At 52.1% G+C, this 18,030-nt stretch carries 15 protein-coding genes; 2 read left to right on the forward strand and 13 right to left on the reverse strand.

Features of this window, described 5'->3' with window-relative positions:
- Positions 1-39: 39 nt before the first annotated feature.
- Together ACJJIF_RS05150 and ACJJIF_RS05155 are read right to left on the reverse strand one after the other, a co-directional pair.
- Positions 40-195, reverse strand: a complete 156-nt coding sequence (locus tag ACJJIF_RS05150) for a hypothetical protein (RefSeq protein ID WP_444931172.1) — start codon at positions 193-195, stop codon at positions 40-42.
- A 427-nt stretch (positions 196-622) separates the two neighbouring features.
- A complete protein-coding gene (locus ACJJIF_RS05155) occupies positions 623-1,066 on the reverse strand; it encodes a hypothetical protein (protein WP_444931173.1) in 444 nt (147 codons plus the stop codon).
- An 890-nt stretch (positions 1,067-1,956) separates the two neighbouring features.
- Here ACJJIF_RS05155 and ACJJIF_RS05160 point away from each other — a divergent pair.
- Entirely contained in the window at positions 1,957-2,442 is a 486-nt protein-coding gene (locus ACJJIF_RS05160) for an LEA/WHy family protein (RefSeq protein WP_444931174.1), read from the forward strand.
- A 114-nt stretch (positions 2,443-2,556) separates the two neighbouring features.
- On the opposite strand, the gene pgsA is transcribed toward ACJJIF_RS05160, so the two are convergent.
- From pgsA to ACJJIF_RS05210, 10 genes are all read right to left on the reverse strand, one after another.
- The gene (pgsA, locus tag ACJJIF_RS05165) at positions 2,557-3,120 is read right to left on the reverse strand and encodes a CDP-diacylglycerol--glycerol-3-phosphate 3-phosphatidyltransferase (RefSeq protein WP_444931175.1); all 564 of its coding nucleotides are present in this window, start codon (positions 3,118-3,120) and stop codon (positions 2,557-2,559) included.
- 101 nt (positions 3,121-3,221) lie between these two features.
- Complete coding sequence (gene uvrC / locus ACJJIF_RS05170; RefSeq protein WP_444931176.1) at positions 3,222-5,036, reverse strand: excinuclease ABC subunit UvrC; 1,815 nt, start codon at positions 5,034-5,036, stop codon at positions 3,222-3,224.
- Between the two features lie 45 nt (positions 5,037-5,081).
- The gene (locus tag ACJJIF_RS05175; RefSeq protein ID WP_444931177.1) at positions 5,082-5,735 is read right to left on the reverse strand and encodes a response regulator; all 654 of its coding nucleotides are present in this window, start codon (positions 5,733-5,735) and stop codon (positions 5,082-5,084) included.
- 576 nt (positions 5,736-6,311) lie between these two features.
- Entirely contained in the window at positions 6,312-7,328 is a 1,017-nt protein-coding gene (murB, locus tag ACJJIF_RS05180) for a UDP-N-acetylmuramate dehydrogenase (RefSeq protein ID WP_444931178.1), read from the reverse strand.
- An 11-nt stretch (positions 7,329-7,339) separates the two neighbouring features.
- Complete coding sequence (kdsB, locus tag ACJJIF_RS05185) at positions 7,340-8,107, reverse strand: 3-deoxy-manno-octulosonate cytidylyltransferase (RefSeq protein WP_444931179.1); 768 nt, start codon at positions 8,105-8,107, stop codon at positions 7,340-7,342.
- Positions 8,097-9,131 (reverse strand): tetraacyldisaccharide 4'-kinase, encoded by a 1,035-nt coding sequence (gene lpxK / locus ACJJIF_RS05190; protein ID WP_444931180.1) that lies wholly within the window; start codon positions 9,129-9,131, stop codon positions 8,097-8,099. Before lpxK ends, kdsB begins: the two co-directional genes overlap by 11 nt.
- Positions 9,132-9,140: 9 nt before the next feature.
- Positions 9,141-10,970, reverse strand: a complete 1,830-nt coding sequence (gene msbA, locus ACJJIF_RS05195; protein ID WP_444931181.1) for a lipid A export permease/ATP-binding protein MsbA — start codon at positions 10,968-10,970, stop codon at positions 9,141-9,143.
- An 84-nt stretch (positions 10,971-11,054) separates the two neighbouring features.
- A complete protein-coding gene (locus ACJJIF_RS05200) occupies positions 11,055-11,474 on the reverse strand; it encodes an ExbD/TolR family protein (protein WP_444931182.1) in 420 nt (139 codons plus the stop codon).
- Between the two features lie 15 nt (positions 11,475-11,489).
- Complete coding sequence (locus ACJJIF_RS05205) at positions 11,490-12,113, reverse strand: MotA/TolQ/ExbB proton channel family protein (RefSeq protein WP_444931183.1); 624 nt, start codon at positions 12,111-12,113, stop codon at positions 11,490-11,492.
- 74 nt (positions 12,114-12,187) lie between these two features.
- Complete coding sequence (locus tag ACJJIF_RS05210; RefSeq protein WP_444931184.1) at positions 12,188-14,785, reverse strand: DNA internalization-related competence protein ComEC/Rec2; 2,598 nt, start codon at positions 14,783-14,785, stop codon at positions 12,188-12,190.
- A 279-nt stretch (positions 14,786-15,064) separates the two neighbouring features.
- Between ACJJIF_RS05210 and ACJJIF_RS05215 the strand changes: the two genes are divergently transcribed.
- Complete coding sequence (locus ACJJIF_RS05215) at positions 15,065-16,003, forward strand: porin (protein WP_444931185.1); 939 nt, start codon at positions 15,065-15,067, stop codon at positions 16,001-16,003.
- Positions 16,004-16,111: 108 nt separating this feature from the next.
- Here the strand turns inward: ACJJIF_RS05215 and ACJJIF_RS05220 are convergent, their stop codons facing one another.
- Entirely contained in the window at positions 16,112-17,596 is a 1,485-nt protein-coding gene (locus tag ACJJIF_RS05220; RefSeq protein WP_444931186.1) for a bifunctional 2-methylcitrate dehydratase/aconitate hydratase, read from the reverse strand.
- Positions 17,597-18,030 lie beyond the last annotated feature (434 nt).

Here is an 18,030-nt window from a genome sequence, read left to right on the forward strand (position 1 = left end):
AAAAGCTCGACCTAATTTAATACGCCCCCCTACAGAAGCTCAAGGGGATTGTTCTGGATCTTCAGTATCATTACCCTGTTCATCTTCCTCAAAAATCCGAGAAGGGTCGCCCGTAGACTGAGGCTCATCAAAATCAGGGCCATTCTTGAAAATCTCCTCAGAGCGCTTCTTAAGCTTGCCTTGAATTTCTTTCATTCTCCCTGTATGTGACTGATTCACTGAAGCCATAATTAAAGCCTTTTGTAGAGATCAAGCTTCTGATTACCAGGATGCATTAAACGCAGCTCAGCAGCCCCGATCCTCAGTGCGTAAGATTCCGCTGAAAGTATATTGATCTGTATTACTTGTCCACATAAAGGGGTGTTATCCGGCGTCCGCTCAGCAAAATCCAGGCGAAGACGCGAGCCATTATTGTAGCAGCATAGTAAATCTACCCGCATGAATTTGAGCTGTATTACTACATTCAACCCACCTAAATGTAAAAATTAAAGACACCCTTTATATTGCAGTGCAGGAAGACCAACTTATTACAACCCAAGATAAGATTGCCTCCTGCCTACCAATACCCCATAGAATATAGATCACTCGCAGCGAAAAAAACGACTCCAATTAAATTACAAGGTCAGCAAGCCAAATAGAATAAACTTACATATTCTTCATCTTGCCGATTAAACCCAGTCCACCCCCGCTCATAGAACCCCTTTACTAAATCTTCCCCAATTGCTTTGGGAACCACAACCAGTACAAGCCCCTTGGTTCCTTCTGGTCTTTGATCAATTTTCCATACATCTTTTGCGATACTATCCATAAATCTTTTCTCATCCCCCTCCCGGAAAGCACCAAAAGCCTTAAGCTCGATCCAGAGGTTGCCATTTGCAACCAAATCGCAATACATATCTGCACCCGGATAACGGACCTCCCTCTCTACAGATTCAGCTGGATTTTTTTCGGCATTTAGGTAAGCCCAAATCTCACATTGTAACCAACCTTCCCATCCACCTTGACTTAAACATAATACGCCAACGCGCTCACGATTAACCACAGCCACCACGTCACCCAAATCCATATCCCTTCCTCTCCATTTGTTTGCCCGCAAAATAAACCGCACAAATACATATACCATTTAGCCCAGTATTTATATGATAATCATTATGTTCACCACCACCCTGAAAAACATCACTCTGACTCAACCTCTCCGACCAAATAAAAGTCAAAGGTATTGTTACACATCAAAAATTAGTCCCGGATGATATCTACATCCCTATGAGTTATGCAGCACCTCTGGATACCCCCACTCAAAAAAAATAGACCAGGCTAAGCACCCAACCAGATAAACGCCACCTTCCCCACCCCAAACAGCCAACAAATAGCTGAAGATATTCCAAGTGAAAATTACACCACCAAAAACCCAGAACACTCCAAGTTGAAAACCTCTAAAAAGTTGCATATTGGCAATAGCAAAATAGGGAATCAATTATGAGAAAAAGGGTTTTGAAGAGTAAGTTAAGCGGGCCCTATAGAGTTTTAAAATGACTCCCCAAGAATGTGCCCAAATGACCATAGCCAGCTCGGTCCCTTAAGCTTCGACCCCAGAGAAAGCTATCCCCGTGAAGATCTCTGATCAACAAGGTTTTGTGTGGGGCGCCAGCTTCGAACGGCAGCGCTGCAATCTGGTCCGACTCAACCCGACGCATCACTTTTTCAACAACCAGGAGAAAAAACCATTTCCAGCCGGCGAACAATATCACTACCGCTGCTGTCAAACGAATGAGCCACTTTTTCAGGCTCTACCTCTATTACTGAAAGGCCGATGAGAGGGCTTTTTTTGATCCATCAGGGTCACAGAATGAAGTAAATGGAGCAGTCGCTCAACGACTAAGCAGAAGAAAAGACGCTATGGTGGCAGTCCTGTATGGACCACCAAGCCACCCCAAAGAGAGATATCAAGGATAACCAGTGATCCAGTTTTTACGATTAAGCTTACTCACGCTATGCGCTTTACTTATAGGCGGCTGCGCCGCTTTATCGCCTAACTTTGAGCAACCTGAAGTTGAGATTATCGGCCTGGAACCGCTTCCCCCCGTCAGCGGCAGCGACCTGCGCTTTAGAATCCACTTGCGTATTTTCAACCCCAACAATCAGGAGCTCGCTCTTTCTGGTCTCTACTATAAACTCAATCTCGCCGGGCATAAGGTGTTAACGGGAACCTCAAATCGCCTATCACCAATCGCGCCTTTTGGTCAGGAGGATATCTCAGTGGACGCCACGGCCAGCTGGATGGGGTCGCTATTTGCTATAGCTAAGTTGATCAACGGGGGGCAGCAATCTGTGCCCTATGAGCTGCAGGCAAAAATCGGCCTGGATAGGTCAATAGCGCCCGCTATCACGGTGCGCCGCAGTGGTGAGATCCAGCTGAACCAGTATCAGCCTTCCTATCATTAAGCAGAGGCACCGGCAGCTTTGCCGGTGCTGTTTAGTGTCCCCGGCTACCACTTTGCGGGTGCCGGGGAAGACGGGATGGGGGCGCCCCCGTTTATCGAGAGCTCCGTTGCCCCCTTATTTATCCTGGCTGTCGGCTATCAGCGCCGGCCAAGCGGCACGCAAATACATCACCATGGTCCATAGGGTGAGGCCTGCGGCAATATAGAGCAGCAGATAACCTATAGTTTCCATTACTGGAAACTCTCTAACATCAAAGGCCAGCAGAACCAGAATTGCAGCCATTTGTGCGGTGGTTTTCACTTTCCCGACGTAGGATACGGCAACACTGCTGCGCTGCCCCAGCTCTGCCATCCACTCCCGCAATCCGGAAACAGCTATTTCGCGGCAAATAATCACCGCCGCTGCAATCGCAAATAGCGCACTGTCATGCAGCCCCACCAGCAAGACCAGTGCAGTGGCCACCATTAGCTTATCGGCCACTGGATCAAGGAAGGCACCCAGGGCGGTACTCTGGTTTAATTTTCTGGCGAGATACCCATCCAGCCAATCGGTTATTGCGGCAACGGCAAAAATTGCAGCAGAGGCAATGTAACTCCACTTGTAGGGTAAATAGAAAACCAAAACAAAAAATGGGATCAATGCAACCCGTAACAGTGTTAGTTGATTGGCGATTGTCATACTTTTCTCTATTCTTGCGGAGGGCGTACGTTATCAAGCCATCGCGCAAAATGAAACGCTTTGAAAAAAACTGGTCATTTATTCACCAGTCGCTACTTGTCCTACTCGTGATGTAGTGCCGAGTATATATCTTGAGCCAGCTTGCGGCTGATACCATCCACGCTGGCCATTTCCGTTACTGTTGCACGCTTTATCTCTTGCAAACCCCCGAAGTGTCGCAGCAACGCTCTTCTGCGAGCCGGCCCCACTCCAGCAATACCTTCCAGCGGGGATTCCCTTCGCTTCTTATCCCGCTTTGCCCGGTGCCCAGCAATAGCGAAGCGGTGCGCTTCATCTCGCACCTGTTGAATTAAGTGCAAGGCGGATGAGTCGGCGGAGAGTACAAGCTCTTTGTTACTGGAAACCACATGTAAGGTTTCAAAACCAGCCTTGCGAGTAGTCCCTTTGGCAACGCCGATAATTTGCACACCGACAACACCCAGCTCATTCAGCGCTTCCACCGCCTGTGTTACCTGGCCCTTCCCCCCATCGATCAGTAGGATGTTGGGAAACTTACCCTCTCCACCTGAAAGGCGGGTGTAGCGCCGTTTGAGTGCCTGCCCCATGGCAGCGTAATCATCGCCCGCTTGGATGCCTTCGATATTGAATCGACGATAGTCCGACTTCACCGGGCCACCGGTGTCAAATACGACACAGGATGCAACCGTCGCCTCGCCGGAGGAGTGGCTAATGTCAAAGCACTCCAACCTCTCGGGAAGCTGTTCCAGTTCGAGCACTTCCTGAAGCTTTTCAAAGCGGCTGTACAGCTTTTGTTGAGCCGCTGTGCGACTACTCAAATTTTGTTGTGCAGCTTGCTGCGCCATCTCAACCCAGGTTGCCCGTTTACCTCGCAACTTATGGGTGATGGCCACTTCGCGGCCACACTGCTCACTGAGCGCCTGTTGCAGCGGCTCGATATCCTGCAAGGCCTCAGAGAGCAATATCTCCCGGGGGATTTCTCGCGGGCTGCCCAGGTAAAACTGCGGGACAAATGCGGAAAGTAATTCCGCCGACGCCAGTCCTAAGCGCTCACTGGGGAAATAGCTGCGACTACCCAGGATTCGCCCCTGCCTGACAAACAGCACATGCACACAGCAATTACCGCCTTCGCTGGCAATTCCCAATACATCGACATCCCCACTCGCGCCCTCCACCACTTGATCTGCCTGCAAACGGCGCAGCGCAGAAATTTGATCCCGCAGCCTCGCCGCTTTTTCAAACTCCAACGCCCGGGATGCATTATCCATTTGATCGGCCAATTCCCGGATAATCTTATCGCTCTTGCCGGTGAGAAACATTTCTGCGTGGCGCACATCCTGGCGATAGTCTTCCGGGGAGATAAAGTCGACACAGGGTGCGGTGCAACGCTCTATCTGGTACTGGAGGCAGGGCCTTGAGCGGTTGCGGAAAACACTGTCTTCACAAGAGCGGATTCGAAATATTTTTTGTAGAAAATTCAGGCTGTCGCGAACCGAGGATGCATTCGGAAAGGGGCCAAAGTAACGGCCCTTCTTGCGCTTGGCACCGCGATGAAGTGCTATGCGGGGAAAGGTGTCACTGCTGGAAAGAAAGATATAGGGGTACCCTTTATCATCCTTTAACATCACGTTGTAAGGGGGGCGCTGAGACTTGATCAGGCTTTGCTCAAGTACCAAAGCTTCGGTTTCACTGCGCGTTACCGTGACTTCAATATTGTCTATACGCTGTACCAGCGCCATTGTTTTTGTGGTGAGCCCAGAGCTGCGAAAATAACTCGACAGTCGATTGCGGAGGTTCTTAGCCTTCCCTACGTAGAGAATTTTATTTTCGGCATCAAACATTTGGTAGACGCCGGGCTTGCGAGTTACCGTCGCGAGGAAACGCTTGCTGTCAAACATCTGGCAACCGGTCTCAATACTTTGGAAAGATCAGCCACTTTTCAATTAAAGCGCAGCTTCTGGATCAAGAATCTGATGCTTAACGGCGAGAATTGTCAACTCTACATCGCTGTTAATATCCAGTTTCTCAAAAATTCTATAGCGGTAACTGTTTACCGTTTTAGGGCTGACCGAAAGGGATTTTGCGATCTCTGCAACCTTGGCACCATTGACGATCATGTCCGCAGTCTGTAGCTCCCTTTTAGAAAGCTTTTCAAACGGAGACTGCTGTTCATCTTGGCCGCTGACGCTGCGCATAGCCATTTTGGTCGCCATGGAATTGCTGATAAACACACCACCTGAAACAACGGTGCGTATCGCGCGGAGCATTTCTTCCAAGTCCGCCCCTTTGGTGACATACCCCATGGCCCCAGCCTGCATCAAGCGACCCGGAAACAGATCATCATCGAGAGCACTAACGGCAATCACCTTTGCCTGTTGGCACCGCTGGAGTAGTTTTCTTGTCGCCTCCAGGCCGCCCATACCCGGCATTTTTACATCCATCAGAATAACATCGACATGAGACCGGCGAACAAACTCCAAGGCCTCTTCACCGCAATTTGCCTCTCCAGCGACCTCTATATCATCAACATCACCCAGCATGCGCGAAATACCCATTCGCACAAGATCGTGATCATCCACCACTAAGACTTTGATCAAGCTATCCCCAACTACGGATAAGTGCAGTGGCTGCGCCGCGTATACATCCCCAACGCGCGAGCTCTGTAAAACTGCGTTCCTCTTTTAGCTCACGGTGAAACTACCCCGTGTAGGTCCCCCCGGAACCCAGCCGCAACATACCAGACAAAAACGCTAGTGCAAAGCACAAGAACCGTTTCAAATTCTACCAATCAGACATTTGACCACAGAATTTTTCTGCCTTTATAGCATTTAATTATAGCGTAATAACGTAGAACTTGTTTTTTCTTTGCCCAAGATGAGCAGTTCCGCAAAATTTGCGACAGAAGAATCGTTTTATCGCAGAAAATCTTTATGGAAGAAATCAAAATATAAAAATAAATAAAAATTAAATTTGTTATAACAAAGTAATCCTCAATATCTGACGAACCTTTGCATAACTCCACAATACCTATAAGGGCCTTCAGGGGCCAACCTGCGGGATTCGCAGGGCCCCTGACCGACTCTATCACGCTTCTAAGCAGCCCTTATTTGGCACTCCGTACAAAAACAGCAAAACCTTGTGTTGGCGCCCATTTAAACCCGGCACACAATAATTCACGGGTAATAGCGTGGTTCAGGCTCCAAAGTAACGCCAAACTTATCCTGCACATCTGAGGCTATGGCTCGGGCCAGTCCTGTCACCGCATCACCACTGCCGCGACCGGGGTTGACCAGGACCAGCGCTTGCTGGTGATGAACACCCACGGCCTCATGCCGCCTGCCGCGCCAACCGGCACGATCAATCAGCCAGCCCGCTGCCAGTTTCCAGCTTGCACCGCTGGCATAGGCCACCAAATCCGGGTGTTGCGCTTTAAGACTTTGGTAAATATCTGCATTTACAACAGGATTTTTAAAGAAGCTCCCGGCATTGGGGATTTGATCGGGCAGCGGCAGTTTACTATTGCGAACATCGGTTACCGCACCGGCAATTTGTACCGGCGTCAGGGAGTTACAGTCCCAGCCCTGCTGCTCAATAAATTGCTGCAGCGCGGGATAGGAAACTTTGGGCTGCCAATTTTCTGCGAGGCGGAGGTTAACCTGGGTGATAATATATTGGTCTTGCAAGCGCCCTTTAAACACACTATCCCGGTAAGCAAATTCGCAATCTGATGCGGAAAACTGATGTAGTTCGCCGGTGGAAATTTCCATAGCCTGCAAGCTGCAAAAACGGTCACACAGCTCTACACCGTAGGCTCCGATATTTTGGATCGGGGCAGCCCCCACATTACCGGGAATAAGTGCGAGGTTCTCCAGGCCTCCCATGCCCCGCTCAACTGAGGACATTACCAAGCGGTGCCACCCCTCCCCGGCCGCCGCTTCAATAGTGCCGCCACGGCCACTGGGGGCAATGGTCAATCCGCGCAATCCAACTTGAATAGCGAGCCCGGGGAAATCCCCTGTCAGCACAATATTACTGCCCCCACCCAGCGGCAGAATAGGCAGGCGTTTCTGCTGCGCAAAGCTCAGGGCCTCGCGCAATTCATCCAACGTTTCTACTCGGGCAAAAAATGCGGTATTTGCCGGAATCGCCAGGGTATTGTGGGGCTGTAAATCGATATTCGCTTCAATCATGGGGCTTTACATCAGGCCAGTGTCTCGCGCATACGCTGAAGGTCTTGCTCAGTATCCACACCTCCAGGTACTACTGCGCAGGCATCCGCTACATGAATTTCCTGATCGTGATACAGAAAACGCAGCTGCTCCAAAGCTTCGAATTGCTCCAGTGGGGCCATAGGCCAGGAGACAAACTGGCGCAGCAGTGCAACGCGATAAGCATAGATACCAATATGGCGACGGGGCTCCAGCCCCTTGGGGAGTTCACTGCTATCCAGCGCGAAGGCATCTCGAGGCCAGGGAATTGGCGCCCGGGAAAAATACCGGGCCAAGCCGGATTCAGTTGTCACCACCTTAACGATATTGGGGTTCTGAAAATCCTCCACGGAGTGAATCGGCTCCGCCAGCGTTGCCACTCCGGCGCGCTCGCTCGCGGCCAGGTTTTCGGCTACCTGGTTGATCACCTCAGCGGGTATCAAGGGCTCGTCACCCTGCACATTCACCAGGATACGGTCGTCTGCAAGGCCTAGATTTTGGGCCACTTCCTGCAAGCGATCGGTACCCGATGCATGCTCCGCCGATGTCATACATACTTCAGCGCCAAAGCCGTGCGCCACTTCTGCGACTCGCATATCATCAGTGGCGATAACCACCCTTTCAGCAGCACTTTCACGAGCGCGCAAATAAACATGCTGCACCATTGGCTTGCCCGCGATATCCGCCAAGGGTTTACCTGGCAGCCGGCTGGAACCGAAGCGCGCGGGGATAATGACATCAAAAGAAGAATTACTGTTCATTTTCACAAAACTGTTGCAGGTGCTTGTGCACTTTTTGGTAAAAAAGATCCGGCAGTTTGGCCCGCACTTCGAGGGCCCACCAATGACTCTGCCAAAATTCGCGGCACTTCACCGCATCTTTCATCGTCATAATCACCGGGGTTTCCCCATCGAAATGCAACTCTTGGGAGCTGAATTGATGGTGGTCATCAAAGGGTTGCTCTGTCACCTCGAAGCCCAGCGCTTTTAGCGAGTGGAAAAACCGCTTGGGGTTGCCGATCGCCGCAACCCCGTGGCAAGGCCCCACTTCGGGCCCAGAGGGAAGACGTAATGTGGATGTTTGATCGAGACTAAACTGGTGCCAGCAGGAAGGCTCCAGTGTCATTTCGAACTCTAACAGCCCGTGGCACTGATCCTTGACCCGCGCCTCAGGCTCTCCATTGCTCACCAACATATCGACACTGTGCAGGCGAGTCGCCGGCTCCCTCAGCGGTCCCCTGGGCAACATGTGGCCGTTGCCCAAACCGCGATGGCCATCGACTACACAAATTTCATAGCTGCGCCAGAGACTGTAATGCTGTAAGCCATCGTCCGATAAAATGACATCGCATTGGTGGTAATCGATCAGCGCTTGTGCGGCTTCGGTGCGATTGGGGGAGACCATCACCGGCACGCCGGTAATCAGGTGGAGCATCAGCGGCTCGTCACCGGACTCCAGCGGGTGGGATTGAGCGGTCACCTGATAGGGGTATTTTTCCGCGCGACCACCGTAGCCACGACTGATAATACCCGGATTGCGGCCGCGCTCTTTCAACCAGCGGGCCAATTCCGCCACCACGGGTGTCTTGCCTGCACCGCCGACGGTAATATTGCCAACCACAATAACCGGTACAGAGAGGGGTTCCGGTGGTGTGCGCGAATTCATAACCCGGCGTCGCTTACTGACCCCACCGTAGAGTAGTTCCAGCGGGGTGAGCAGGGAGAGCGAGCGGCTTTTACCGGTTTCCGGGTACCAGCGCTTGTTAAACCAGTCTTCCAGTGACATTCAACTGCCCTATCCCATTGTTTGCTGCTGTAACAGAGATGCGTAGCGCCCACCTTGGGCAAGCAGCTCTGCGTGATTTCCACTCTCTACAATTCGGCCTTTCTCCATCACCAAAATGCGATCGGCCTTCTCAATCGTACTCAGGCGATGGGCAATGACAAACGTAGTGCGGTTTTTCATGACTTCTGTCAGCGCAGCCTGAATGTGGCGCTCCGACTCATTATCCAGTGCGGAGGTGGCCTCATCCAAGATCAGTATGGGGGCATCCTTCAGCAGGGCGCGAGCAATAGATAAACGCTGCCGCTGACCCCCGGAGAGCATCTGCGCATTATCCCCCAGTATCGTATCCTGCCCCTGGGGCAACTCCTGGATAAACTGGGCCGCATGGGCCTGCTCTATAGCGCGCAGAACATTTTCCCGTGGCGCGTTTTCCAACTCACCGTAGGCAATATTGCGATACACGCTGTCGTTAAACAGTACGATATTTTGCGAGACCATACTGATATGGCGGCGCAACTCTTTTAGTGGGACTTTGGCAATATCCTCGCCATCAATCAGGATACGCCCCCCCGTCGGCTCGTAAAATCGCGCGAGCAGACTAACCAGGGTACTCTTACCGGAGCCCGATGCCCCCACCAGGGCCACCGTTTCACCCGGGCTGACAGAGAAACTGATATCGGAAAGCACTTTTGGCGCGGCCGGGTCGTAACTAAACTCAAGCGCCTCAAACGCGACGGTGCCTTTCACCGGCTTGGGCAACTCCGCTTTACCGCCCTGGGGCTCTCTCGGCGCATCCATAACCTCAAAGATACTCTCGGCAGCGGCAATACCTTTCTGGATATCGGCAAATATTTCGGAGAGGCTGCGCACCGGCTTAGCCAGGGATGCAGCCGCGCCAATATAAGCAGCAAAAACACCCGCAGTCATGGACTCAACCATGCCCGGTGCCAGCGCCAGCCAAACGATGGTTGCGGTAGATAGCCCCACGAGAATTTGAATAACCGAAACGCTGGCATTATTTGCCACTACCAACTTCATAAACTGCCGGCGGTTATTATCGCTGGCAGAGAGGAAACGGGACTTCTCGTAATCCTGCCCCCCGTACATACGCACCACCTGATAGCCGTTAATCGCCTCCTGGGTGACATGGGTAACATCCCCCATGGAGTTTTGGATACGGTGGCTCAATTTGCGGAAACGCTTGCCCACAATGCGCACAATAAACGCGATCAAGGGAGCAAACAGGAAGAAGGTTAGAGTCAGCTTCCAATTGACCAATAACAGATAGGTCAAGAGACCGATAACCGTAAATGACTCACGGAAGAGTACCTTCACCGCCTTGGTGATGGAGTTGGTGACCTGCTCAACGTTGTAGGAGACTTTGGAGATCAGGTAAGCGCCGGTAAAGCGGTCAAAATAGGAGCTGGGAAGCTGGCCAATTCTCTCAAATAGCTGGGTTCGCAACTCGTGAATCACTGCGCGGCCCACATAGGCCAAACCATAACCACCGACAAAGTTACCGATTGCCCTGAGAACAATAATCAGCAACATCGCAAGCGGCACCAGCCAGCGAGCGGTATCCTGGGGCATAACTCCATCTGGGTAGTGGGATGCCACAAACCTTGAGAGGAACCCGCGACTCTCCTGGATACCGGCCCCCACTGCATCGAGCAACAACTCGGTCACAGCAATCAGGCTGACACCCATTATCGAGAACAGGAAGAAACCCAATACCGCAACCCCGAAAATTGCCAGGTGCGGGCGGGCATAAGTGAGCAAACGACGGTAAGTTTCCGCCCCATTTTGCGGTTTGCTGGGGGGCGCTTTTACTTTCTTCATACAGACCAATGAATGGACTCGCCCCAACTGGGGCGAGTGCGCACAGAAACCGAAGGCAAGTCAGCTCCCCCGAAGGGTTCCGCGCTAGTTTTCTTCCGGCTGCCGTGTAGTAATGCTTAGGTTGACAAAGCCCAGCTGTCCAGCGGCATCCATTGCCCGAACCACGGCTTGGTGATGAGCGGTGGCGTCGGCGGTTATCACAAGCGGGCGATTGTACTCGCCTGCGGAAACTTCCGACAGCGCAGATTTGAGGGTGTTGATTTTCTTGTTGATCAAGGCTTGACCATCTACGGAGTAAGAGCCATCGGCGCTGATCAAAATCTCTACAGACTTGGGCTGATCTACGGCCTGGGGGCCTGCGGCTTCAGGCAAATTCAGCTTCAGATGACTTTCCTTGGTGAAGGTTGTAGACACCATAAAGAAAATCAACAGCAGAAATACCACATCAATCAGCGGTGTTAGGTTGATCCCTTCCTGCTCTTTGGCTTGGCGGCGGAATTGCATCGCTTGCTACCCCACTCAGGCCGCATCTTCGATTTTGCGATCGCTATGCAGAGCATCTACGAGCTTGACGGCTTCCTGCTCCATTGCCACAACAATCGTATCAACGCGACGCTGGAAGTATCTGTGCGCCATCAGTGCCGGTATCGCAACGGTCAAGCCTGCGGCAGTGGTAATCAATGCCTGACTGATACCGCCGGCCAGAACACCCGCGTTGCCGGTACCCTCCAGCATGATTGCGGTAAACACCTGAATCATACCGATCACGGTACCCAGCAGACCAATAAGCGGTGCTACGGCGGCAATGGTACCGAGTGCTCCCAGGAAACGCTCCAACTCGTGAACCACCTGGCTGGCGGTCTCCTCAATGCTGTCTTTCATAACCTCGCGGCCGTGGCGGGAGTTGGATAAACCCGCAGCAAAAATTCTTCCCAGCGGGCTGGAGTCGCGCAACTCCTTCAATTTTTCCGCATTGGCCTGGTTTTTCTTCAGCCAGCCCCATACATCCCCCAACAGGGTGCGCGGTGCGATACGCTGAGGGTTCAAAGTCCAGAAACGCTCAATGCAAATTGCAATAACCGCTACAGAACAAAGCAGGATTGGCAGCATCAACCAGCCACCGGATTTTATTATCTCTAACACTTTCTTAGCCCCAGAAAACCAGAGGGAATTTTTGGAAAATTATTACTGCACCCAGAGTGCAGAGCAGCACTTTATCACAGCTGGTCCCGGCGGCTAAGTCCTCCGGCACTTCTATAGCCCCTGTTGTGACTCGTATACCAAAACCGTGGTACCAAGCGGGCCTGTGAAATTCGCGGCTCCCGATCACCAAATCGCCAGAAAAACTCGATCGCCCCACTATCCGCAGTGTTAAAGACACTAACCCCCGAATACCGGTACCGTTTGACCACATCCGGGTGCGGATGACCAAAGTGATGGCGAAAACCGGAACTGAACACAACCCGCTTTGGTTTGGCCCACGCCAGTAGTGCGGGGGATGATGAGGAGCGGGAACCGTGATGAGGTGCCACCAGGACATCAACCGCAGGAAACTGCGGATACAATTTAGACAAGCGCTGCTCAACTGCCCGGCCAATATCCCCTGTGAGCAATAAACGCACGCCCTGCCACTCCACCAAAATGACGCAGCTGTGATCGTTCTCCTCTCCATCCAGTATCGCTTCACCACTAAGCGGTATTGGCGGCCACAGCCCACGGAGAGTGATATCGCCCAGTTGATCTACCTTGCCGGCTCGACACTGCTCACTGATAGTAGCAAGCGATTTCGGCAAGCGACCAGCTAAGGCACCCGGTACATAGAGTTTCTTAGCCGCGATCATTTTGAGTAAACCTTCCACACCGCCCGCGTGATCCCTATCGCCATGGCTGACAATTAGTGCATCGACCTCGCGCCCTCCAGTCGCCAGTAAATAGGGGGCAACAATCGAACTCCCTGCACTCCACCCTTGGGGAATAGAGGGCCCGCTATCGTACACAATGCGCGCCCTCCCGCTATCGATAACCAGCGATAAGCCCTGCCCCACATCCAGGACTGAAAAATTCAAGCGCTCCTCGGCAGGCGATAATTCGGCCAGCCAGGGCTGGGCAAGGGGAAGCAGGAACAACCAGCCCAATTGGCGCCCGGGCAGCCCCCTGGGCAGCAGAAGCAAGACCGCACCGAGCCCGGCAATCGCAATAACCAGTGCACTGGTGGGAACCGCGAAGTGCTGAAAAGCGGGCAGAAATTGATCGACCGCATTGAGTGTCGCCATTAGCAGTTCCAGTTGCCAACCGGCAAATTGCAACAGGCAAACACCCAACTGGGTATCACTAAATACCGCACCCAGCATAATTGACGGCAAAATAGACAGGCCCACCCAGGGAATTGCAATCAGATTGACTAATACACCAGAAAAACTAAAGCCTGAAAAATATAAGATCGACGGGACAAATAAACCGACCCCAACCAGCCACTGGCTGCGCAGCAGCTGCCAAAATGGCGCTAGAGAAAAGCGGCGCAGTCTGGGGGGCGTTTCATCGGGAGATTCAGCCTGCTGCTCCCGCAGCGGCGCTCTAGACAGGGCTGTCCGCCCACTAAACCCCAGCAGTAAGCTTCCAACCGCGACAAAGGACAACCAAAAACCGGCACTATAAAAAGCCAGAGGCTGCAAGGTGAGCACTATCGCCAAGGCCAAAGCATAGGCAAAACCCGCCCCCAGCCTTCGCCGCCAGTGCCACGCCAGCAACAATACCCAAGTCATTGCAACCGCCCGTTGCGCCGATAGTGGAGCACCCGCTATCAGGGCATATCCCAAGCTGCCCAGCAGCGCGAGTGCGACCGCAATATCAAAGCGACTGACACCTGAGAAGAGCCCAATCCCTTTTGCCAGCAAGGTAGCAAACAGCATAATAGCGCCGGCCACCATGCCCACATGTAGCCCGGAAATAGCGATTAAATGGCCTGTACCGGTCCGCCGGAAGAGATCCGTATCGGCATCATTCAACTGACTGCGATCCCCCAGCAGAAGAGCAATAATCAGCTCCGGCCGCTGTAGCGGTAACTGACCGATGCGAAAGCGCAATTCATCCCGCAACCCGACAATGCCACTCCCCTGCCCCAGCCATTGGGGGGAATAATCCCCGGGGCGAATATAGCCAGTGGCGCTGATTCCCTCACGCAGGAGCCAACCCTCATAGTCAAAGGTATGCGGATTAACACTCCCCCTGGGGCTTTTCAATCGCACTGGCAGTATCCACCGGGAGCCGCCCCGCAAGCGCGCCAAAGTCTCATCATCTACTCGATACCAGGTTAGATTGAGAAGACTGCCGGAAACTAACCCTCCCGCCTCAGCCCCACCTTGAGGGGCCCCCGCAAGCAAAAAGCTGGAGACAATATCTATAACCCGAGCCCGAAAGCGCACCGTTTGGGAGTTAGAATCCGCGCCAAACCCGCCCCCTTCAGTGATCTCTGGCAGCGAAACCAAATCCAACCGCAGTACAAAATCTGCGCCATGTGCGTGAAGAGGCAGGCGACGTTCCAAGGCGGCTTCATTGACATAAAGGGCCCAGGCCGCCCCGGCAAAAGACGTCAAAACCAGAAACAAGAGGCGCCGATAAGGCCTACCCCACCAAACCAGCACTATCAGAGAGAAGTAGAGCAGCCCCAGCGCACCCCAAGCAGGTAAGTGGGCCAGACAGCCCACCGCAATAATAGAGAGCGAGTAGACCCAGAGATATACGCTGGGCCCGAGAGAACCGACAGTGCAAACCCGCTTACACAGTCGTCGAAAAAGCGAGCAAATCCACACCCCCATCGACAGCGCCGCTCCCTGCACTCGTTTTTGATCGATTATCAAGTAAAACCAAAGGCTTAGGCCCGATGGAAAACAACCACTTTAGGCAGCCAAAGTCCCACTGCAACTAACTAACCTGCCATTCCTAGCACTGGCTAGTCACATATTTTTAAGAAAAATGCCATTTTTAACATGTTTGTAATATTCAAAAAGCAAAATCCGCACCAAATCGAAAGGGCGCCAACGAGGATGATACGGAAGGCACCTTTCAACCCAAAACCAAAACTGTGCGAGACGATTATGAATAAGACCGCTCTCTCTCTGGCCATCGTTGCCATGGTACCCGCTCTGGCCAACGCCCAAGATGAAGGCGAAGTACTCGACTTTTACGGCAAAGCCAACGTCACTTTCCAGTCTGCGGATGAAGGTGACGATTCCGTCACTGACGTTCAGAGCAACGCTTCCCGCCTGGGCGTAAAGGGTGAAATCGCCCTGACTGACGGCATCAAAGGTATCTACCGTATGGAATACGAAGTAGATATGGATGGCGACGCTGACGACACTTTCTCCCAGCGCAACATCTACGCAGGCCTGGAAGGCGGCTTCGGCCAAGTCATCGCGGGTAAATTCGACACCCCTCTGAAAGTTGCCCAGAAGAAAGTTGACCTGTTCAACGATTTAGAAGGCGATATCAAGAGCCTGATCACCAACAGCGATAACCGCGAAGAAGACGCGCTTCAGTACACTACCCCCTCTTTCAATGGCTTCAAAGCTTCCGCTGCTTATATCAGCAACAAAGAAGAAGTTATTAACGAGGAAACCGGTGAAGAACGCAATAACGGCGTATCTATGTCTGTCGCCTATGACAACAACGGCGTTTACCTGGCCTACGCTATGGACCAGGACGTTGAAGGTCAGGACGTTGACGTTCACCGCTTTGTTGCCCAGTACAATATCGGTGCTGTGCAGGTGGGCGCTCTGTTTGAAGAGCAAGACGCCGACGGCAGTGATTCCGTAGACGGCTGGGTGGGTTCTGTTGCCTACAAGCTGGACCAGTGGACCCTGAAAGCCCAGTACGGCCAGTCTGACATCAAGGCAGAAGGCGGTGAGACTTACAGCCTGGGCGCTGATTACAAATTCAACAGCGCCGCTAAAGTATTCGGCTTCTACACCGACGAAACTGCTGACGACGGCTACGATCGCAGCTACGCCGGTATCGGTGCTGAATACAAGTTCTAATAATTCCTGATAGGCGGCGGTTCAAATTGGGAAATGCGATTTCGTCGTATGGGGATGACTGAGCTTGGGAAAGGGCGGCCACTGGCCGCCCTTTTTTATTGCGACACCTTAAATTACCAGCAAATCCATTAAACGGTTTACCGGCATTTCCTCCAGCTTCTGTTGCTCCCGAAAGATATTGAAGAGCGCCTCTACACGATCGGGTGGAAAACGCGAGTACAGGTTTGCTCTAAATTTCTCTAGCAACAGCGGTATCCCCTCACTGCGGCGACGCCTGTGTCCAAGTGGGTATTTGATTTCCATCTTATTTGTCGCGCTGCCGTCTTTAAAAAAGACCTGAACCGCATTGGCGATCGAGCGCTTCTCTGGGTCCAGGTATTCGGCGGAATAGTATTTATCCTCTATCACTTCAATTTTTTCACGCAACCGATCTATTTCCGGGTGGTTCCGATGAAAATCATTTTCATAAAATTCAACCGCTAAGCCTTCATACAGAAGAGCCACCGCAACAATATACTGAAGGCAGTGATCCCGATCTGCGGCATTCTCCAGATGGCCCGTTTTGGCAATGATGCGAATCGCAGACTCATGGGTAGTTACAACAACCCTATCAATTTCTGCACAGCGCCCTTGTACTTGGGGACTTAAGAGAATTGCTGCCTCACAGGCGGTCTGGCTATGAAATTCCGCAGGAAAGGATATTTTGAAAAGAATATTCTCAATAACATAAGAACCGTAATCGCGAGGGAAGTGAAATTTCTGATCCTGCTTTCCCTTTACCCTCTGGTCTGCACAGGTCTGGCTAAATAAAACATCATAGAAACCCCACTGCTTCGCGGTAAGCACAGTGGGCACCCCCATCTCACCGCGCAATGCCATATCTGCAAGCTGTACCCCTCTGGCGCTGGCATCACCGGCAGCCCAGGATTTACGCGACCCCGTATTGGGCGCATGCCGGTACGCCCTCAATGCACCGCCGTCTGCCCAAGCCAATGAGACAGCCGCCATCACCCTATCCCGGTTACCCCCTTGCAACCAAGTGGCGACGGCCGCAGAAGCCACCCGGACCAATAACACATGGTCGAGCCCTACCCTGTTGAAGCTATTTTGCAGCGCCAAGACCCCTTGAATCTCATAAGCTTTAACCATCGCGTCCAATACCATCCGCACAGTTAGCGGCTTGTCACCCAGTGCCAATTTCCTCTGAGATAGGTAATCGCATACCGCCAAAATAGCTCCCAGATTGTCGGATGGATGCCCCCACTCCGCAGCGAGCCAAGTATCGTTGTAATCAAGCCAGCGAATGGTTGCGCCGATATCCCAAGCCGCTTTTACCGGTTCCACACAAAACTGAGTCCCCGGCACACGCGCTCCACAGGGAACCTGAGTTCCAAGAACCCAGGGGCCCAGCAGCTTGCTACACGCGGGGAAGCCCAGGGCCAAAACCGCACACCCCAGAGAGTCCATCAAACAATAGCGCGCCGTCTCCAGAGCACCTTCAGAATGGACCTGATAATGAAGAACATAATCAGCAATATCCTGTATTACCTGGTCATACCTTGAGGAGTCTTTCTGCGGTGAAAGGATGGGCATAATCGAAACGCCAGGCAGCTATTTACAAGGTTAGATACTAAGGAGCCTAGCCTCTCTCCCTAAATCATCTGAAAAAGGCGGATAAATAGGTATTGCGACCAAACAAGAGCAATAATTCACAGAATAATAAAGCGGGGCATACTGAAACCGTATATCTGCCGCCCAATGCGCGACTATCGATTCAATCTATCACTGAGAGCGCCTAAAAATTCACAGGCAATGATTATAGAAAATTAAAGTAAGCCGGCCACCGGAAATGCAAAGGTACTCGCCCTCGGTAGATTACCAGCACCCCACCAGCACCAATTGATATACATCAATAGTTACCCAACTAAACACCCTGAAATCATTAAAAAAACAGAAAAAATAAATACCCTTTTAAACTGCCTCTCTACACCATTGGCAGGTGTTTTCTATGCCGGTAATATGCGGCC

This window comes from Microbulbifer regidiadema (SeqCode), assembly GCF_052467605.1.

Bases quoted from the DNA above. Each gene is read 5' to 3' on its own strand.
- ACJJIF_RS05150 (WP_444931172.1), bottom strand. From the start codon at position 195: ATGAAAGAAATTCAAGGCAAGCTTAAGAAGCGCTCTGAGGAGATTTTC.
- ACJJIF_RS05155 (WP_444931173.1), bottom strand. From the start codon at position 1,066: ATGGATTTGGGTGACGTGGTGGCTGTGGTTAATCGTGAGCGCGTTGGC.
- pgsA (WP_444931175.1), bottom strand. From the start codon at position 3,120: ATGACAATCGCCAATCAACTAACACTGTTACGGGTTGCATTGATCCCA.
- uvrC (WP_444931176.1), bottom strand. From the start codon at position 5,036: ATGTTTGACAGCAAGCGTTTCCTCGCGACGGTAACTCGCAAGCCCGGC.
- murB (WP_444931178.1), bottom strand. From the start codon at position 7,328: ATGATTGAAGCGAATATCGATTTACAGCCCCACAATACCCTGGCGATT.
- kdsB (WP_444931179.1), bottom strand. From the start codon at position 8,107: ATGAACAGTAATTCTTCTTTTGATGTCATTATCCCCGCGCGCTTCGGT.
- lpxK (WP_444931180.1), bottom strand. From the start codon at position 9,131: ATGTCACTGGAAGACTGGTTTAACAAGCGCTGGTACCCGGAAACCGGT.
- msbA (WP_444931181.1), bottom strand. From the start codon at position 10,970: ATGAAGAAAGTAAAAGCGCCCCCCAGCAAACCGCAAAATGGGGCGGAA.
- ACJJIF_RS05200 (WP_444931182.1), bottom strand. From the start codon at position 11,474: ATGCAATTCCGCCGCCAAGCCAAAGAGCAGGAAGGGATCAACCTAACA.
- ACJJIF_RS05210 (WP_444931184.1), bottom strand. From the start codon at position 14,785: ATGGGGGTGTGGATTTGCTCGCTTTTTCGACGACTGTGTAAGCGGGTT.
- ACJJIF_RS05215 (WP_444931185.1), top strand. From the start codon at position 15,065: ATGAATAAGACCGCTCTCTCTCTGGCCATCGTTGCCATGGTACCCGCT.
- ACJJIF_RS05220 (WP_444931186.1), bottom strand. From the start codon at position 17,596: ATGCCCATCCTTTCACCGCAGAAAGACTCCTCAAGGTATGACCAGGTA.